Origin of the sequence: Lactobacillus paragasseri, assembly GCF_003584685.1 — a bacterium.
Classification (GTDB): Bacteria; Bacillota; Bacilli; order Lactobacillales; family Lactobacillaceae; genus Lactobacillus; species Lactobacillus paragasseri.
On the sequence record NZ_AP018549.1, the window covers coordinates 473,332 to 491,622 of the forward strand.

Annotated in this window: 10 protein-coding genes, 6 tRNA genes, 3 rRNA genes, 1 riboswitch and 1 other annotated feature; of the genes, 16 read left to right on the forward strand and 3 right to left on the reverse strand. The window is 39.3% G+C overall.

Going from position 1 to position 18,291, the window contains the following annotated elements; all coding sequences use genetic code 11:
- Window position 1: 1 nt before the first annotated feature.
- Both LpgJCM5343_RS02215 and LpgJCM5343_RS02220 read right to left on the reverse strand, forming a co-directional pair.
- Window positions 2-652, reverse strand: a complete 651-nt coding sequence (locus LpgJCM5343_RS02215) for a VTT domain-containing protein (protein ID WP_101890999.1) — start codon at window positions 650-652, stop codon at window positions 2-4.
- Between the two features lie 26 nt (window positions 653-678).
- The gene (locus tag LpgJCM5343_RS02220; protein WP_101891000.1) at window positions 679-1,635 is read right to left on the reverse strand and encodes an NAD(P)/FAD-dependent oxidoreductase; all 957 of its coding nucleotides are present in this window, start codon (window positions 1,633-1,635) and stop codon (window positions 679-681) included.
- A 100-nt stretch (window positions 1,636-1,735) separates the two neighbouring features.
- Between LpgJCM5343_RS02220 and LpgJCM5343_RS02225 the strand changes: the two genes are divergently transcribed.
- The 12 genes from LpgJCM5343_RS02225 to LpgJCM5343_RS02280 all read left to right on the forward strand — a co-directional run bounded on the left by LpgJCM5343_RS02225 (window position 1,736) and on the right by LpgJCM5343_RS02280 (window position 11,012).
- Window positions 1,736-2,101 carry a CvfD/Ygs/GSP13 family RNA-binding post-transcriptional regulator gene (locus LpgJCM5343_RS02225; protein ID WP_003649326.1) on the forward strand — a complete coding sequence of 122 codons (366 nt, stop codon included), beginning with the start codon at window positions 1,736-1,738 and terminating at the stop codon, window positions 2,099-2,101.
- Window positions 2,102-2,625: 524 nt separating this feature from the next.
- A 16S ribosomal RNA gene (locus LpgJCM5343_RS02230) occupies window positions 2,626-4,198 on the forward strand.
- A 142-nt stretch (window positions 4,199-4,340) separates the two neighbouring features.
- Window positions 4,341-4,414, forward strand: a tRNA-Ile gene (locus LpgJCM5343_RS02235).
- A gap of 33 nt (window positions 4,415-4,447) precedes the next feature.
- Window positions 4,448-4,520, forward strand: a tRNA-Ala gene (locus tag LpgJCM5343_RS02240).
- Window positions 4,521-4,645: 125 nt separating this feature from the next.
- A 23S ribosomal RNA gene (locus LpgJCM5343_RS02245) occupies window positions 4,646-7,551 on the forward strand.
- Window positions 7,552-7,611: 60 nt separating this feature from the next.
- Window positions 7,612-7,728 (forward strand): 5S ribosomal RNA (gene rrf / locus LpgJCM5343_RS02250).
- Together the 16S, 23S and 5S rRNA genes with 6 tRNA genes alongside form the textbook arrangement of a ribosomal RNA operon.
- 13 nt (window positions 7,729-7,741) lie before the next feature.
- Window positions 7,742-7,814 (forward strand) — tRNA-Asn (locus tag LpgJCM5343_RS02255).
- 22 nt (window positions 7,815-7,836) lie between these two features.
- Window positions 7,837-7,926: transfer RNA gene (locus LpgJCM5343_RS02260), tRNA-Ser, on the forward strand.
- A gap of 116 nt (window positions 7,927-8,042) precedes the next feature.
- A tRNA-Glu gene (locus LpgJCM5343_RS02265) sits at window positions 8,043-8,114 on the forward strand.
- Window positions 8,115-8,137: 23 nt separating this feature from the next.
- Window positions 8,138-8,210: transfer RNA gene (locus tag LpgJCM5343_RS02270), tRNA-Val, on the forward strand.
- A gap of 77 nt (window positions 8,211-8,287) precedes the next feature.
- A riboswitch (SMK box riboswitch) is annotated at window positions 8,288-8,359 on the forward strand.
- Window positions 8,357-9,565, forward strand: coding sequence for a methionine adenosyltransferase (gene metK, locus LpgJCM5343_RS02275; protein ID WP_020807865.1), 1,209 nt, complete (start codon window positions 8,357-8,359; stop codon window positions 9,563-9,565). It overlaps the preceding riboswitch by 3 nt.
- A complete protein-coding gene (locus LpgJCM5343_RS02280; protein ID WP_077959211.1) occupies window positions 9,555-11,012 on the forward strand; it encodes an MDR family MFS transporter in 1,458 nt (485 codons plus the stop codon). The genes metK and LpgJCM5343_RS02280 overlap by 11 nt, the downstream gene beginning before the upstream one ends.
- A gap of 49 nt (window positions 11,013-11,061) precedes the next feature.
- Here LpgJCM5343_RS02280 and LpgJCM5343_RS02285 read toward each other — a convergent pair whose 3' ends face one another.
- Entirely contained in the window at window positions 11,062-11,769 is a 708-nt protein-coding gene (locus LpgJCM5343_RS02285; RefSeq protein WP_077959210.1) for a phosphatase PAP2 family protein, read from the reverse strand.
- Window positions 11,770-11,970: a binding site (T-box leader), on the forward strand.
- Between the two features lie 42 nt (window positions 11,971-12,012).
- On the opposite strand from LpgJCM5343_RS02285, the gene leuS reads away from it, so the two are divergent.
- The 4 genes from leuS (at window position 12,013) to LpgJCM5343_RS02305 (ending at window position 18,246) form a co-directional block, all read left to right on the forward strand.
- Window positions 12,013-14,427 (forward strand): leucine--tRNA ligase, encoded by a 2,415-nt coding sequence (gene leuS, locus LpgJCM5343_RS02290; protein ID WP_113576189.1) that lies wholly within the window; start codon window positions 12,013-12,015, stop codon window positions 14,425-14,427.
- 101 nt (window positions 14,428-14,528) lie between these two features.
- Window positions 14,529-16,187, forward strand: a complete 1,659-nt coding sequence (locus LpgJCM5343_RS02295; protein ID WP_049161257.1) for a putative polysaccharide biosynthesis protein — start codon at window positions 14,529-14,531, stop codon at window positions 16,185-16,187.
- A 107-nt stretch (window positions 16,188-16,294) separates the two neighbouring features.
- Window positions 16,295-17,428: an Mbeg1-like protein gene (locus tag LpgJCM5343_RS02300; RefSeq protein WP_101890436.1), complete on the forward strand. Its 1,134-nt coding sequence runs from the start codon at window positions 16,295-16,297 to the stop codon at window positions 17,426-17,428.
- A 71-nt stretch (window positions 17,429-17,499) separates the two neighbouring features.
- Window positions 17,500-18,246: a hypothetical protein gene (locus LpgJCM5343_RS02305; RefSeq protein ID WP_077959206.1), complete on the forward strand. Its 747-nt coding sequence runs from the start codon at window positions 17,500-17,502 to the stop codon at window positions 18,244-18,246.
- Window positions 18,247-18,291 lie beyond the last annotated feature (45 nt).

Genomic DNA, 18,291 nt, shown 5'->3' on the forward strand with positions numbered 1-18,291 from the left:
TTTAACGAAGCTCCTTTTTTAATACTAATTTTTTCTTTAACCAGATAATTAAGACTGGCAAAACCGAAATTAAAATGATTGCAATCACGATCAATGAGAAATGTTCCTGGACAACTGGAATGTTCCCAAAGAAGAATCCTAATGCAGAGAATAGAGTTACCCAGAGAAAACCACCAATAAAGTTATAAATGATGAAAGTTCGATAATGCATCCTACTTGCACCTGATACAAATGGAACAAATGTACGAATAAATGGAATAAATCTTCCAATTACAATAGTAATGCCGCCGTGTCGATCGAAAAAGTTTTCAGCGGCTTTTCGTTTATCTTGATTAATTAATTTGTTGAACCAACTATGTTTAGTTCCTTCAGCTTGCGACCAGTGTCCGATTTCATAGTTAATCGTATCACCTAAAACAGCAGCTCCTATGAAGATTAGATAGCAAACCCAGAAATGAAGATTATATTTAGGTGTGGCTGCCATAGCACAACATGCAAATATAAGTGAATCTCCAGGTAGAAATGGAAAGATAACCAGACCCGTTTCGATAAAGATAATTGCAAATAAGATTAAGTAAGTCCAGTTTCCAAACATATTCACAATGGTGACTAAATGGTCATCAATATGAAGAATAAAATCGATAAGTCCCATAAATAAAAATATATTCCTTTCACAAATTAAATACTGGTAGAATGAAGAGTCATTGTTTTTTCTGGAAATAGGTCTTGCATAATATTGCTAATTGCAATTTGTGCTTCACCAAATCCTAAAGCAATCATTGGTACTCTTCCAGGATAAGTAATAGCATCGCCAATTGCATATACATGGGGAAGATTAGTATGCATTTGTTGAGAAACAGCGATTAGATTATGGTCTAATTTGATTCCCCATTTACGTAATTGTCGATTATCACTCTTGAAGCCATATGCAACTAGTATTTCATCAACATTTTTAGTAACAAAATCTTGACTTGCACCAACTTTATGCAAAACTAATTCCATTCTATTATTGTTTAACTGCACATTTTTTGGAAGATAAGGAGTTAAAAGTTCAACATTTTTTAAACTTTTAAGCTTGTTGACGGAGCTTTCAAGACCACGAAACTCATTTCTACGGTGAATTAAAAATATATCTGATGTGGTTGCTAACTCTAGCGCCCAGTCAAGTGCAGAATCTCCACCACCAAGAATAGCTACTTTTTTGTTAGCAAAGATTTCAGGATGCTGCATTGAGTAATGGATATGTTTTTGTATGTCTAAAGTAGTTGATAAAGGAAGTGTTTTAGGCTTAAATGCTCCAAGCCCTGTAGCAATTAATAAACTTTTAACTTCATATGTTTTATCGATTAGGATATTTTCGTTTTCTAAAAAAGAAATCTCTTTTACTTTATGAGAGAGTATGAATTTAGTATTAGTGTTTTGCTCAAGTAATTGAGAAACTAGTTTTTCACCTTTAATAGAAGGAAAAGCGGGAATATCCTTAATATTTTTTTGTGGATAAAGCATATTAATTTGCCCGCCAACTTCGTCTAATGCATCAAAAGAAATTGTCTTTAATCCGTGTAAATTAGCGAAAGAGGCTGCAAAAAGTCCAATAGGACCTGTACCAATAATAGCTAAATCATATTTTTCCATCTTTATAAGAAATCCTCCATAAAAACTAAGCATAGAAGTCATGTCTTTAGCGTTAATTAAAAAGACAGTTATAATTAATATTAGTAAGGGATGAGATAGTATGCAAGTTAAAATTGGCGATATAGTTCATGGAAAAATTAGTGGGATACAACAATATGGAATTTTTGTAAGGCTAGATAGCAAGGTAGAAGGCTTGATCCATATCTCTGAAATACATGGTGGATATGTTAAAGATATCGGAAGAGAGTATCAAGTTGGCGAAACAATAAAGGTACAAGTTATTGATATAGATCCATACTCTAATCAGATTAGTTTATCAAGAAGAGCAGTCCTTCCAGAAGTAAAAGAAGCAAGAAAAAAGCGAGTCCATTTTTGGACTTCAAAACGAGTTAAAAAAGGTTTTACTCCTTTAAAAGAGGTACTGAGTACCCAAATTAAAGAAGCAAAAAATAGATATTCGAAATAAAGAGCAAATAAACATGTTAAGTATTACTGCTTAACATGTTTATTTTTATATCCGAATTTTTAAAATAAAGATTGCTTTTAAGTTGGAAAAATAAAAGACGAAAATCAGACAATTGAAATCTATTAATAGTTAATATTCGGAATATATCTTTTTGTTAAAAATTATATTGACGAAAAGGAGAAAAGTCTGTAAAGTAATACATGCTGTTTGAGGCAAGCAAGAAGCAGAGCGAGGAGGCAAAGCGAGAAGCTTGTCAAGAGAGCAGAAAGATGATAATATTATAAAGCTGTCATTTGAGAGAGATGAGAAAGAGAAAAAAGACTTGTCAAAACTCAAGAGGCATGATATAATATAAAAGTTGTCACACGGCAACGGTAGTACCTTGAAAACTGAACAAAGTTTCGCTGAAAGTGTGCGGGATATAAAAATCCCAAACAAAAGCGAAGTCAATTCGCAAGCAATAAATTTGAGATAACTCAAAGAAAGTTTTAGAGCTAAACGATAAAAAGCTCATTTTCAAGAAGGAAAATGAGAGTTTGATCCTGGCTCAGGACGAACGCTGGCGGCGTGCCTAATACATGCAAGTCGAGCGAGCTTGCCTAGATGAATTTGGTGCTTGCACCAAATGAAACTAGATACAAGCGAGCGGCGGACGGGTGAGTAACACGTGGGTAACCTGCCCAAGAGACTGGGATAACACCTGGAAACAGATGCTAATACCGGATAACAACACTAGACGCATGTCTAGAGTTTAAAAGATGGTTCTGCTATCACTCTTGGATGGACCTGCGGTGCATTAGCTAGTTGGTAAGGTAACGGCTTACCAAGGCAATGATGCATAGCCGAGTTGAGAGACTGATCGGCCACATTGGGACTGAGACACGGCCCAAACTCCTACGGGAGGCAGCAGTAGGGAATCTTCCACAATGGACGCAAGTCTGATGGAGCAACGCCGCGTGAGTGAAGAAGGGTTTCGGCTCGTAAAGCTCTGTTGGTAGTGAAGAAAGATAGAGGTAGTAACTGGCCTTTATTTGACGGTAATTACTTAGAAAGTCACGGCTAACTACGTGCCAGCAGCCGCGGTAATACGTAGGTGGCAAGCGTTGTCCGGATTTATTGGGCGTAAAGCGAGTGCAGGCGGTTCAATAAGTCTGATGTGAAAGCCTTCGGCTCAACCGGAGAATTGCATCAGAAACTGTTGAACTTGAGTGCAGAAGAGGAGAGTGGAACTCCATGTGTAGCGGTGGAATGCGTAGATATATGGAAGAACACCAGTGGCGAAGGCGGCTCTCTGGTCTGCAACTGACGCTGAGGCTCGAAAGCATGGGTAGCGAACAGGATTAGATACCCTGGTAGTCCATGCCGTAAACGATGAGTGCTAAGTGTTGGGAGGTTTCCGCCTCTCAGTGCTGCAGCTAACGCATTAAGCACTCCGCCTGGGGAGTACGACCGCAAGGTTGAAACTCAAAGGAATTGACGGGGGCCCGCACAAGCGGTGGAGCATGTGGTTTAATTCGAAGCAACGCGAAGAACCTTACCAGGTCTTGACATCCAGTGCAAACCTAAGAGATTAGGAGTTCCCTTCGGGGACGCTGAGACAGGTGGTGCATGGCTGTCGTCAGCTCGTGTCGTGAGATGTTGGGTTAAGTCCCGCAACGAGCGCAACCCTTGTCATTAGTTGCCATCATTAAGTTGGGCACTCTAATGAGACTGCCGGTGACAAACCGGAGGAAGGTGGGGATGACGTCAAGTCATCATGCCCCTTATGACCTGGGCTACACACGTGCTACAATGGACGGTACAACGAGAAGCGAACCTGCGAAGGCAAGCGGATCTCTGAAAGCCGTTCTCAGTTCGGACTGTAGGCTGCAACTCGCCTACACGAAGCTGGAATCGCTAGTAATCGCGGATCAGCACGCCGCGGTGAATACGTTCCCGGGCCTTGTACACACCGCCCGTCACACCATGAGAGTCTGTAACACCCAAAGCCGGTGGGATAACCTTTATAGGAGTCAGCCGTCTAAGGTAGGACAGATGATTAGGGTGAAGTCGTAACAAGGTAGCCGTAGGAGAACCTGCGGCTGGATCACCTCCTTTCTAAGGAAGGCGAAAGATGATGGAGAGTGCGAGAGCACTAAAGAGAAGTCATCGAGAAAGCCAAGCGGAAGCACACTGAGAAACTTTGTTTAGTTTTGAGGGTATTACCTCAAACAACTTGAATAACAAGCCAAGCACAATCGGGCCTATAGCTCAGCTGGTTAGAGCGCACGCCTGATAAGCGTGAGGTCGATGGTTCAAGTCCATTTAGGCCCATTCAAAGTGAAAGCTTTGATAAAAGGCAATGATGGGGGCTTAGCTCAGATGGGAGAGCGCCTGCTTTGCACGCAGGAGGTCATCGGTTCGATCCCGTTAGCCTCCATTGAGACCTTGTGTCTCAAGGGTTAGTACATTGAAAACTGAATATAATCTAAAGCAAAAAACCGAGACAATCGAAAAAACAGATTGAAGAGCGACCGAGAAGAGAGAGAAACTCAACTTGAAATAGGTCAAGTAGAAAAGGGCGCATGGTGAATGCCTAGGCACTAGAAGCCGATGAAGGACGTGACGAACCACGAAAGGCTTCGGGGAGCAGTAAGTAAGCGATGATCCGGAGATATCCGAATGGGGGAACCCAATACCGCGAGGTATTATCAAGAGCTGTTAAGGCTGTTGAAGGAAGACGCAGTGAACTGAAACATCTAAGTAGCTGCAGGAAGAGAAAGAAAAATCGATTTCCCAAGTAGCGGCGAGCGAACAGGAAAGAGCCCAAACCAGCTGGCTTGCCAGTTGGGGTAGTAGGACTGCAATAAAGTACTTGAAGCGATAGCAGAATTATCTGGAAAGATAAGCCAGAGAGGGTGAGAGCCCCGTAAGCGAAATTGCAGAGAGACTTAGCAGGATCCTGAGTAGGTCGGAACACGAGGAATCCCGATTGAAACCGCGAGGACCATCTCGCAAGGCTAAATACTAACTAGTGACCGATAGTGAACCAGTACCGTGAGGGAAAGGTGAAAAGAACCCCGGAAGGGGAGTGAAAGAGAACCTGAAACCGTGTGCCTACAAGTAGTCAAAGCACATTAAAGTGTAATGGCGTGCCTTTTGTAGAATGAACCGGCGAGTTACGTTATGGTGCAAGGTTAAGTCAGAAAAGACGGAGCCGGAGCGAAAGCGAGTCTGAAGAGGGCGAGAGAGTATCATGACGTAGACCCGAAACCAAGTGACCTACCCATGACCAGGTTGAAGGCGTGGTAAAACACGCTGGAGGACCGAACCCACGTGAGTTAAAAATCGCGGGGATGAGTTGTGGGTAGCGGTGAAATTCCAAACGAACTTGGAGATAGCTGGTTCTCTCCGAAATAGCTTTAGGGCTAGCCTCGTGTGAATGATAATGGAGGTAGAGCGCTGTTTGGACTAGGGGCCCGTCAGGGGTTACTGAATCCAGATAAACTCCGAATGCCAGATATCAATGCACGGGAGTCAGACTGCGAGTGATAAGATCCGTAGTCGAAAGGGAAACAGCCCAGATCACCAGTTAAGGTCCCCAAATCTATGCTAAGTGGAAAAGGATGTGGAGTTGCGTAGACAACTAGGATGTTGGCTTAGAAGCAGCCACCATTTAAAGAGTGCGTAATAGCTCACTAGTCGAGTGACGCTGCGCCGAAAATGTACCGGGGCTAAGCATAGTACCGAAACTGTGGATGCATATCAAAGGATATGCGTGGTAGGAGAGCGTTCTAAGTGCGGAGAAGTTAGATCGAGAGGACTAATGGAGCGCTTAGAAGTGAGAATGCCGGTATGAGTAGCGAAAGATAGGTGAGAATCCTATCCGCCGAAAGACTAAGGTTTCCTGGGGCAGGCTCGTCCGCCCAGGGTAAGTCGGGACCTAAGGTAAGGCCGAGAGGCGTAGCCGATGGACAACAGGTAGAGATTCCTGTACTGAAATTGTTCGATAAGAGCAAAGGAGGGACGCAGGAGGCTAATGACGCATGTAGCTGGAAAAACATGTGCAAGCAGTAAGAAAAAAGATGAGTCAAATGCTTATTTTTAGATTTCAAGCTGTGACGCGGAGTGAAATCAAAGTAGCGAAGGTCATGATGTCACACTGCCAAGAAAAGCTTCTAGCCAGAGCAATTTTACCCGTACCGCAAACCGACACAGGTAGTCGAGTGGAGAACACTCAGGTGAGCGAGAGAACTCTCGTTAAGGAACTCGGCAAAATGACCCCGTAACTTCGGGAGAAGGGGTGCTGATGGTAAAAGATCAGCCGCAGTGAATAGGCCCAAACAACTGTTTATCAAAAACACAGGTATCTGCAAAATCGTAAGATGACGTATAGGTGCTGACACCTGCCCGGTGCTGGAAGGTTAAGAGGAGAGCTTAGCGTAAGCGAAGGTTTGAATTGAAGCCCCAGTAAACGGCGGCCGTAACTATAACGGTCCTAAGGTAGCGAAATTCCTTGTCGGGTAAGTTCCGACCTGCACGAAAGGTGTAATGATTTGGGCACTGTCTCAACGAGAGACTCGGTGAAATTATAATACCCGTGAAGATGCGGGTTACCCGCGACAGGACGGAAAGACCCCATGGAGCTTTACTGTAGCTTGATATTGAGTATTTGTTAAACATGTACAGGATAGGTAGGAGCCAGAGAAAGTAGGACGCTAGTCTTACTGGAGGCAATGTTGGGATACTACCCTTGTTTGATGGATCCTCTAACTCGCAGAGCTGAGCGTTCTGGAGGACAGTGTCAGGTGGGCAGTTTGACTGGGGCGGTCGCCTCCTAAAATGTAACGGAGGCGCCCAAAGGTTCCCTCAGAATGGTTGGAAATCATTCGCAGAGTGTAAAGGTATAAGGGAGCTTGACTGCGAGAGGTACACCTCGAGCAGGGACGAAAGTCGGGCTTAGTGATCTGGTGGTACTGCATGGAAAGGCCATCACTCAACGGATAAAAGCTACCCTGGGGATAACAGGCTTATCTCCCCCAAGAGTTCACATCGACGGGGAGGTTTGGCACCTCGATGTCGGCTCGTCGCATCCTGGGGCTGAAGTCGGTCCCAAGGGTTGGGCTGTTCGCCCATTAAAGCGGCACGCGAGCTGGGTTCAGAACGTCGTGAGACAGTTCGGTCCCTATCCGTCGTGGGCGTAGGAAATTTGAGAGGAGCTGTCCTTAGTACGAGAGGACCGGGATGGACATACCGCTGGTGTACCAGTTGTCTTGCCAAAGGCATCGCTGGGTAGCTATGTATGGAAGGGATAAGCGCTGAAAGCATCTAAGTGCGAAGCCCCCCTCAAGATGAGATTTCCGATGCGCAAGCAGTAAGACACCTTAAAGACGATGAGGTAGATAGGCTAGGAGTGGAAGCATGGCGATATGTGGAGCGGACTAGTACTAATCAGTCGAGCACTTGACCAAAGCTCAAAGGTTTAGAGCGGAAGATTATATTCAGTTTTGAGTGTAAAAGCTCAGAAAGAGTACGGTGGCGATGGCAAGAAGGATACACCTGTTCCCATGCCGAACACAGAAGTTAAGCTTCTTAACGCCGAGAGTAGTTGGTGGGAAACTGCCTGCGAGGGTAGGCAGTCGCCGTGCTCTTTTTTAATATTCCGGCTTAGCTCAGTTGGTAGAGCACCTGACTGTTAATCAGGTTGTCGTCAGTTCGAGTCTGACAGCCGGAGTTTATGGCAATAATAAAATGATGGAGTGTTGTCCGAGTGGCTGAAGGAGCATGATTGGAAATCATGTATACGGGCTTTACCTGTATCGAGAGTTCGAATCTCTCACACTCCGTTGGAGAATATTTTTCGCCATAATGTGTATTTCATTTATTGAGTATTTTTCAAAAAAAGTTCTTGATTTTTGAAAATCATCTGGTATAGTAATATATGTGCTCAATTGTGAGATCTGACCCGTTGGTCAAGTGGTTAAGACACCGCCCTTTCACGGCGGTAACATGAGTTCAAATCTCGTACGGGTCATTACCATATTAAATATGGTTGTTGGAGGATTAGCTCAGCTGGGAGAGCATCTGCCTTACAAGCAGGAGGTCACAGGTTCGAGCCCTGTATCCTCCATCGTTCATGGACTACCGAATATGGTAGTCTTTTTTTGTGTTTAAAAATTAATGAACGAAATTTTGTATATATTGTTATTCGGTTAAGGTCCCGAAAGGATTCGTTTTTTAGCGAAGATGCCTTGTAACCGAAAGATGGGGGACTCTATGAGAAAAGAAAAACGTTTATTTACTTCAGAATCAGTTTCGGAAGGACACCCTGATAAGGTTGCCGATCAAATCTCTGATGCAATTTTGGATGCTATTTTAGCTAAGGATCCAAATGGTCGTGTCGCATGTGAAACTACGGTTACTACTGGTCTTGTACTAGTAGTTGGTGAAATTTCTACTTCTGCTTATGTAGATATACAATCAGTAGTTCGAAAGACAATTTTAGAAATTGGTTATAATCGTCCTGAACTGGGTTTTGATGGTAATAATTGTGCCATTTTGGTTGATATTGATGAACAATCGAGTGATATTGCTGGCGGTGTTAATGAATCTCTAGAAACACGTGAGAATCATGAAGATAAAGATGATTTGGATAAGATTGGTGCTGGAGATCAAGGCTTAATGTTTGGGTTTGCGATTAAAGAAACACCTGAATTAATGCCACTTCCTATTTCTTTAGCACATTCATTGATGAGACGGGTTGCTAGTCTTCGCAAAGAAGGACGTCTTGATTGGCTAAGACCAGACGCAAAGGCACAAGTAACTGTGGAATATGATGATGACAATAAGCCAAAACGTGTAGACACAGTCGTTATTTCTACTCAAACTGATGCAACAGTAACTAATGATGAAATTCGTGAAGCAATGATTGATATGGTAATTAAGAAAGTTATTCCATCTCAATATCTTGATGAAAATACTAAGTTCTTAATTAATCCTTCTGGCCGCTTTGTCATTGGCGGACCTAAGGGAGATTCTGGTTTAACTGGTCGTAAGATTATTGTTGATACCTATGGTGGATATGCCCGTCACGGTGGTGGTGCATTTTCAGGCAAAGACTTAACAAAAGTTGACCGAAGCGCTAGTTATGCAGCTAGATATGTAGCTAAGAATATTGTAGCTGCTGATCTAGCTTACCAATGTGAAATTCAACTTGCTTATGCAATTGGAGTTGCTCATCCAGTTTCAATCATGGTGGATACTCATGGAACAAGTAAGGTAAGTGAAGATTTGCTAGTTGAAGCCGTTAGAAATGTCTTTGATTTAAGACCAGCTGGTATTATTGAGATGCTTAACTTAAGACGTCCTATTTACCGTCAAACAGCCGCTTACGGACATTTTGGAAGAACAGATATTGACTTACCTTGGGAACATACTGATAAAGTAGAAGCTTTGAAAAATTATGTGAGTGAGCATGCAAAATAGAAGTAATACTAAAATTGTTACAATTGCTATCTTTTTGACGACTTTTATGACTGCAATTGAAGGTACCATTGTTTCAACGGCGATGCCAACTATCGTTTCTGATCTAAATGGATTAGAAATCATGAATTGGGTAGTTTCAACTTTCTTATTGATGACTGCTGTTTCAACTCCAATTTATGGAAAATTAGCTGATAGTATTGGCAGAAAACCTGTTTTTCTGTTTGGAATTGCGGTTTTTGTAGTTGGTTCTGCGCTCTGTGGAATTGCTCAAAATATGGTAGAACTGATTCTCTTCCGTGTGATTCAAGGATTAGGTTCAGGTGCTGTTCAGCCGGTGGCAGTTACAATCATCGCTGATTTATATACACTAGAAAAAAGAGCAAAAATGTTAGGATTGAACTCCGGCTTTTGGGGAGTAGCTTCTGTTATTGCTCCTTTATTAGGTGGATTTATTGTACAGCATCTTTCATGGCACTGGATTTTTTATATTAATGTGCCGTTAGGAATCGTAGCTTTTCTTTTGGTCGTTTTCTTCTTAAAGGAAAGGAAAACTAGCAGTAATTCTACTTTGGATTTAAAGGGAACAACTTGCTTGGTTATCTTTTTATTGGCTTTAATGGTATTTTTACAAGAGTTAGAAAATGGCTTAAATATTGTCTTATTAGGTTTAGTAGTTATTATTATTGTTTCGGCGATTATCTTTTTCAAAGCTGAAAAAAGAGCAAAAGATCCAATTATGCCACTGGATATGTTAAGCAGTAAAGAATTTACAATGATTAACTTGATTACGTTACTTATTTCTGGTGTGGTTATTGGTTTTGAATTTTATATTCCGACATGGATGCAAGGAATAAATGCCACAAGTGCGTCTGTTGCTGGCTTTGCAGTAACACCAAGTTCTTTAATGTGGATCGTGGGTTCATTTTTAATTGGTGGTATGTTAGGTCGATGGGGGATAAAGAAAACATATGATTATATGTTGCTTATCTTGATAATCGCTGATTTAGCATTAATTTTAGTTCCGATTTACACATCGTTTTGGGTATTTTGCTTAATTGCGGCCTTTAACGGAACAGCTTTTGGGGCCATTACTACAGCTTCACAAGTTCGCTCTCAAGTACTTGTTGGACGCGATAAGATTGGTGTTGCTACTAGTTTTAATACACTAATGAAATATTTAGGACAGACTATGATGGTATCGATCTATGGTATTACTTTTAATGTGGTCGTAGCTAAACAATTATCGCATCATCCAAATTTAACGCAAAAGATGATGAATGATATAGTTTCAGCTGATAAGGCTAAGCATTTGGCTGCTAATTTAATACCAGGTTTAAGACAAGTATTATTAAGCGGGTTAAAGTCTGTATATGTAGTTTCTTTAATTGTTATTGTTTTATCTTTAATTCTTAATCAACTTTATAAGCAAAAGAAAATTGCAAAATAAAAAGCGCTAACTGAGATTGATCTAGATTAGATCTCAGTTAGCGCTTTTTTTAATTATGCTTTTTTAAGTAAGAATGGTACAGAACTGAAAAACCTAGTAAAACAAAAGTAGTACCTTCTAACCATCCACCGACTACATCGGAAGGATAATGAACATGACAGAAGATTCGAGTATAACCGATAAACAGTGGAAAAATAATCCAAATAATAATTAGCGTGGTGCGCCAAAATTTATTTTTAACTAATAAGATAGTTAAAATAATTAGAATTCCGAAGAAAGTTGCGCTGCCGACAGAGTGGCCTGATGGAAAGCTATAACCATCTGCAAAAACTAAATGATGAACTAAAGGACGATGGCGTTCAACCGCATGTTTAGTAATCCAATTGTAGCCATTGGCGCATATCATTAATCCCGCTGAAAAGAAAGCATAACTAAATTTTTTAGCGATAAGTAAACCGATGAATAAAACGATAGTTGCAATCGTTAAAGTACTAGTATTCCCGATCACAGTTAACTTAGTTGCAATTGCAATGTTGACTGGATTGTTATTAGAAATAAGATGAATAATTGTTTGGTCAAAAGAATGAATAAATGGATTTTTATATATGACCAAAAGGGCCCAGACTACATAGAGAATTAAAAAAATAAATCCTGGAACCAGTGTGTCATGAACGACTATATTGTTATCTTTCTTTTTCAAAAAAATTTCTCCCCTTGTAATTTCTAGTAGATGTGGTAAATTATAATCATTATCCATAAAAAAATAAAGACTAGGGAGTAGTAGCAAGTCATAATTGTTTTTAGAGATGAGCTGGTTAGGTGCAAAGCTTAACAGTTATGCTGTGAACTTACCCTTATGAGAAGTCTATCGTTTGCTTTCCGCGTTAAGGGGCATGAGTGTCGCACATAATCTGTGTGGAACTTAGGTGGTAACGCGAAAATGAAGTTCGTCCTATGATTTTTATCATAGGGCGTTTTTTAATTTTAAGGAGAGATTTAGGTGTACAATCACAAAACTGTAGAAAAAAAGTGGCAAAAATATTGGGCAGAGCATGATACTTTTAAGACAGGAAATGATCCTAAGAAGAAAAACTATTATGCTTTAGATATGTTTCCATTTCCATCTGGTAAGGGGCTTCATGTAGGACACCCAGAGGGCTATACCGCAACTGATATTATCTCTAGAATGAAGCGAGCACAAGGCTATAATGTGCTTCATCCGATGGGATGGGATGCATTTGGTCTGCCAACAGAGCAATATGCTTTAAAGACTGGTGAAGATCCAGAAAAAGTTACTAAAGAAAATATTGCTAACTTCAAAAAGCAGCTTAATAAGCTTGGCTTTTCATATGATTGGGATCGCGAAGTAACAACCTCTGATCCTAACTACTATAAGTGGACTCAATGGGTTTTTGAACAGATGTACAAGAAAGGTTTAGCTTATGAAGCTGAAGTTCCTGTTAACTGGTCACCAGATTTAGGGACAGTTGTTGCCAATGAAGAAATCGTTGATGGTAAGACTGAACGTGGTGGCTACCCAGTTTACCGCCGTAATATGCGTCAATGGATGCTTAAGATGACTGCTTATGCAGATCGTTTACTTGAAGATTTAGACGATTTAGATTGGCCAGAACCAGTTAAAGAAATGCAACGCAACTGGATTGGTCGTTCAGAAGGTGCACAAGTTACTTTTAAGGTTAAAGATAGTGATAAGACTTTTGATGTCTTTACTACTCGTCCAGATACTTTGTTTGGTGTTAGCTACACAGTACTTGCTCCAGAAAGTAAATTAGTCCAAGAAATCACTACCCCTGAACAAAAAGCAGCAGTTGATTCCTACATTAAGAAAATTGAATCTAAGTCTGATCTTGAAAGAACTGATCTAAATAAGGATAAGACTGGTGTATTTACAGGTGCTTATGCAATTAATCCTGTCAATGGTAAGGAAGTTCCAGTTTGGATTTCTGATTATGTCTTAGCAAGTTACGGTACTGGGGCAGTAATGGCAGTGCCGGCTCATGATGATCGTGATTATGCTTTTGCTACTAAATTTGGTTTACCAATTAACCGAGTTATTGAAGGCGGAGATTTAGAAAAAGAGGCCTTTACTGGCAATGGTAAGCATATTAATTCAGACTTCTTAGACGGCCTAGATAATGAAGAAGCTAAGAAGAGAATGATTGAATGGCTTGAAGATCACAATGCTGGTCAAAAGAAGGTCAACTATAAACTTCGTGACTGGGACTTTTCTCGTCAACGTTACTGGGGTGAACCAATTCCTGTTATTCACTGGGAAGATGGTACTACTTCATTAGTTCCTGAAGATGAATTACCACTTCGTTTACCACATGAAACTGACATTAAGCCATCTGGTACTCCAGAAAGTCCACTTGCTAACTTAACTGATTGGGTCAATGTTGTTGATGAAAATGGTCGAAAAGGTAAGCGTGAAACTAATACGATGCCTAACTGGGCAGGTTCTTCTTGGTACTACTTGCGTTATGTTGATCCACACAATGACAAAGAATTAGCTGATTACGATCTCTTAAAACAATGGCTTCCAGTTGACCTTTATATTGGTGGTGCAGAACACGCAGTTCGCCACCTGCTTTATGCTAGATTCTGGCACAAGGTACTTTACGACTTAGGTGTTGTACCAACCAAGGAACCATTCCAACGTTTGTATAACCAAGGCTTGATCTTGAAGAATCACGAAAAGATGTCTAAGTCTAAGGGTAACGTAGTTAACCCGGACGATGTGATCGATGAATATGGTGCAGACTCACTTAGAATGTACGAAATGTTCATGGGTCCACTTGATGCTTCCATCGATTGGGATGACAATGGTCCAGCTTCAACTAAGAAGTTCCTAGATCGTGTATGGCGTTTATTTGTTAACGACCTCGACTTAAAGGCAATTCCGCAAGAAAGAATTGTTGACAAAAATGACGGTGAACTTGATAAGGTTTATGCTGAAACCGTTAAGAAAGTTACGGAAGATTTTGATGCCTTACACTTCAACACAGCAATTAGTCAAATGATGGTATTTATAAATGCTGCTCAAAAGGCTAAAACTATTCCACGTGAATATGCTGAAGGTTTTGTTAAGTTACTTGCTCCAGTGGCGCCACACATGATGGAAGAAATCTGGCAAGTCTTGGGTCATGATGAATCAATTACTTATGCTAAATGGCCAACCTATGATCCAGCTAAATTAGTTGAATCAACTGTTGAAATTATGGTTCAAGTTAACGGTAAACTTCGTGGTAAATTTAAGGCTGCTAAAGATTCTGATAAAGATGCCTTAGAAAAAGAAGCTCTCTCTCTTGACCATGTTCAAAAATTCTTAGATGGAAAAGATGTTAAGAAAGTGATTGTTATTCCAAACAAGATCGTTAACATTGTTGCTAAGTAATTTAAGTTTTTCCTAAATAATTAATATTTGTAAATACTGTTTACATTAATGAGTAATATATAATTCAGACGCTTAACTGGATATAGGGAAAATTTATTTTTATGGAAAATAATACTAAAAATACTAAAGAGACAATGGTCAAAGGCTCCGCATGGATGACCTTTGGCTCTATTGTGTCACGAATTTTAGGTGCATTGTATATTATTCCTTGGTATGCCTGGATGGGAAGCCATGGAAATATTGCTAATGCCCTAACAGCGAAAAGTTATAATATTTATAGCTTATTTATCATTATTTCTACGGCTGGTATTCCGGGTGCAGTTGCTAAGCAAGTAGCGAAATATAATGCTCTAAATGAATATGACATTGGACGTAAGCTGTTTAGACGTGGCTTAATTTTGATGGCAATTTTTGGCGTAATTTGTGCTGCTATCATGTACTTCGGTGCTCCAATTTTAGCTACTGATAATATTATTGGCGCACTCTTACATGGGGCAGAAAGTGATCCACGACAAGTTGCTGTAATGAGAAGTTTATCTTATGCAGTTTTAATTATTCCAATTTTGAGTATAATGCGTGGATATTTCCAAGGTTATGCAGATATGATGCCTCCAGCTATGTCTCAATTTGTTGAACAATTAGCTCGTGTATTGTGGATGCTTTTAACGGCATATATCATCATGCAAGTTCAACATGGTTCCTATGTCCATGCCGTTGTTCAATCAAATTTAGCTGCAGCCATTGGTGCGGTATTTGGAATTTTGCTTTTAGTTTGGTTCTTATATCGTAGAAGAAATGAATTAAACGCATTGATGGAGCACTCAAATCATGCAATTAAAATTTCTACTGCTGGGATTTTTTGGGAAATTATTAATCAGTCAATTCCATTTATTATCATTGATTCAGGAATTACATTATTTCAATTAATTGACCAATACACTTTCCACCCAATGATTGCGATGTTTGTTCATGCAAGTTCTGATCAAATCGAGTCATGGTATGCGTTATTTGGATTAAATGCAAATAAATTAATTATGATTATCGTGTCTTTAGCTACTGCTATGTCAGTAACTGCCATTCCACTTTTGTCAGGTGCTCATGCAAGACGTGATTATGCTAGCATTTCTAGCCAAATTGAAAACACATTGGAACTATTCCTATTTGTTATGATTCCTGCTTCTTTAGGGATGGCTGCAATTGCAACACCAATTTATACGATTTTTTACGGCTATGATCCATTAGGCTCAAATGTCTTATACCTGTCGTCTTTTACAGCAATCAGTTTAGGACTTTTTACGGTTTTAATGGCAATTTTACAGGGACTATCAGAAAATGGACTAGCAATAAAATACTTAGTTTTGGGAATCATTATTAAATTTGCTGTTCAGTTACCAATGATTCAATTATTTAAGGTATATGGACCACTTTTAGCTACAAATATTGGATTAATTATTACTATTTGGCTTTCTTTGAAACATTTAAAGGTTAGATACAAATATAATAGTGGGCGTACATCCAGAAGATTCATTGGAATCGCAATTTTCTCAATGGCTATGTTTGTTGTAGTTACTGGAGTAGTTGATTTTGGTGGAAAACTCATTTCGCCTGAGCGTCGTCCAACTTCCTTTATTTTAGTTATACTTGCTGTTGCTGTTGGTGGCATTTTGTATGCATTCTTATCAGTGAAATTTGGCTTAGCGCAAAAGATTATTGGACCAAAGGTTAACCGAGTATTAGCAAGATTGCATATTAGAATTTAAGAATATAGAGAAAAAGGGAAACTTAGTGATTATACCTAAGTTTCCCTTTTTTGCCCCTGCCAAGGAACTTCATTATATAATATTCTAGAGAAAGTGAGGAAGAAAAGATGAATAATATGCTTGTATATGCTGCGAAAGAAAGGAAAAGCTTTAGTGAAGCTTCTTTAAACGAGATAGACAGCATGATTTTTTCACAGTTAGCATATTGCAATTTTGATCTTCTTCCTCAAATCACTAAGTTGACCGATTTGGTTTCAGACGACGAAATTAAGACTTTAACACAAGGCAATCTTGGCGGAAAAAATACCGAAAAATTAATCAAGATTATGATTAAAAATCCACGTTTTAAAAATGTATCTTGGCATCAAGCCATTAGTAAGGTTGATGCAAAAACACAGATGCAGTTTAATGCTGTTACTTTTTATGTCGCTACGGGCGAGTATTATGTTGCTTATCGTGGAACAACAGCGACGACTATTGGATGGAAAGAAAACTTTAATATGTCTTTTAGAGATTGGGTGCCAGCTCACTATTTTGCCCGTTCATATTATCGAAAAGTAAGAAATAAATTTCCCGGGAAATTTTATATTGGAGGTCATTCGAAAGATGGTAATTTAGCTTTTGCCGTTGCATTAGGCCTAAAAGAGGTCGATTTAGCTAATATTGTTAGAATAGACTGTTTTGATGGTCCCGGCTTTCATAATCAAGATCGATTAAAAAACAAATTTTTAAAATTAAAAGGAAAAATCCATAAATACATCCCACAAGGATCCTTAATTGGAATACTTCAAGATGATCTTATTGGAGAAAAAGATTACTGCACAATTGTAGCAGCTGCGGGTGTGAATATACTTCAGCATGACATGTTTAATTGGCGTGTAAAAAATGGCAAGTTTGTGACTTTAAAACAATTAGATAGTACCTCTGAAATTTCCTGGAAGGCAATTGCTGAATGGCTAAAAAATACTACTGATGCTGAACGAAGAGATTTCATTGAAATGTTGTATTTAACTGTTAGCGATACTAATCAAATTTATTTTAGAAATCTATTAACGCCTAAAACAACGTATAAACTAGCCACTCGTTTAATTAAAAATAGTTCTGTCAAAAAAGAGGTATGGGAACCAATAATTAGAAAATTATTTCAAGCTTATGTTAACTCAGGTACAACAACGCTCAGTGAGCAGAGAAGAAATAATTTAATGAGTTTTAAAAATATTTTAGATGAGCAACGCCGATAGTAATAAAAAATTTAAAATTTCCCGCTTATCAGGAAAAAGAGTAAAATAACGTTTGAAAGAGGTGGACAAAATTGAAAAAAGATACATATATGACTTTGCTAGGATTGCGTGATACTTGTTATAACAATTTCAATTTTGATATTGATGAAAAAGATTTCTACTTAGGAACCGATACATATAAAAAGATAGATAAGATCTTAAAAAACGCACAAGACGAGCAGCTTCTAATTCAGTTTGAAGAAGGTACTCACCTTTATCAAGATTATGATCCCGAATATTTGAGTGTAGCTCAAAAGAGAGAAGTGCAACATGATATTAACGCAGCTCGTGACTTTTTAGATAACTATGATGGTAGCAATGATGATAAGCATGATAATTATGCTGCTTACTTAGATGACAATTCATTAAGTTATTCTTTTGGCGCAGATAGTAGTTTAGATGAAGTGCAAAATAATTTAAACGATATTGAAACTGACGCAGTTATTGTTTGGCAAAGAAGAAAAGATGAATATATCTTACTCCCACATACTATTCACAGCCTTGAAAGAATTAAAAAACAAATTTCATCGAATAAGCATGTTGATGATAAAAAACTTCGTTATGCAATGGAGCGTTTGTTTGATAATATAACTGATTTCCTTAAGCCATTTAGTGATAGCGAACTAGGAAAATATGAAAATTCGATTTCTGAAGAGTTAAAGGACAATTTTGAGCATTATGCTTTAGGCGTTCAAACAGATGCACGAGAAACAGCAGCTGATAAATTGACAAAATATGCTGTTGAACTTGCAGAAAAGGAAAATAACGATAAATTATAAAGCTGAAGCTCATCGATTTGATGGGCTTTTTTGGATAAGATAAAA

Bases quoted from the DNA above. Each gene is read 5' to 3' on its own strand.
- LpgJCM5343_RS02295 (WP_049161257.1), top strand. From the start codon at position 14,529: ATGGAAAATAATACTAAAAATACTAAAGAGACAATGGTCAAAGGCTCC.
- metK (WP_020807865.1), top strand. From the start codon at position 8,357: ATGAGAAAAGAAAAACGTTTATTTACTTCAGAATCAGTTTCGGAAGGA.
- LpgJCM5343_RS02280 (WP_077959211.1), top strand. From the start codon at position 9,555: ATGCAAAATAGAAGTAATACTAAAATTGTTACAATTGCTATCTTTTTG.
- LpgJCM5343_RS02220 (WP_101891000.1), bottom strand. From the start codon at position 1,635: ATGGAAAAATATGATTTAGCTATTATTGGTACAGGTCCTATTGGACTT.
- LpgJCM5343_RS02225 (WP_003649326.1), top strand. From the start codon at position 1,736: ATGCAAGTTAAAATTGGCGATATAGTTCATGGAAAAATTAGTGGGATA.
- LpgJCM5343_RS02215 (WP_101890999.1), bottom strand. From the start codon at position 652: ATGGGACTTATCGATTTTATTCTTCATATTGATGACCATTTAGTCACC.
- LpgJCM5343_RS02285 (WP_077959210.1), bottom strand. From the start codon at position 11,769: ATGGATAATGATTATAATTTACCACATCTACTAGAAATTACAAGGGGA.
- LpgJCM5343_RS02300 (WP_101890436.1), top strand. From the start codon at position 16,295: ATGAATAATATGCTTGTATATGCTGCGAAAGAAAGGAAAAGCTTTAGT.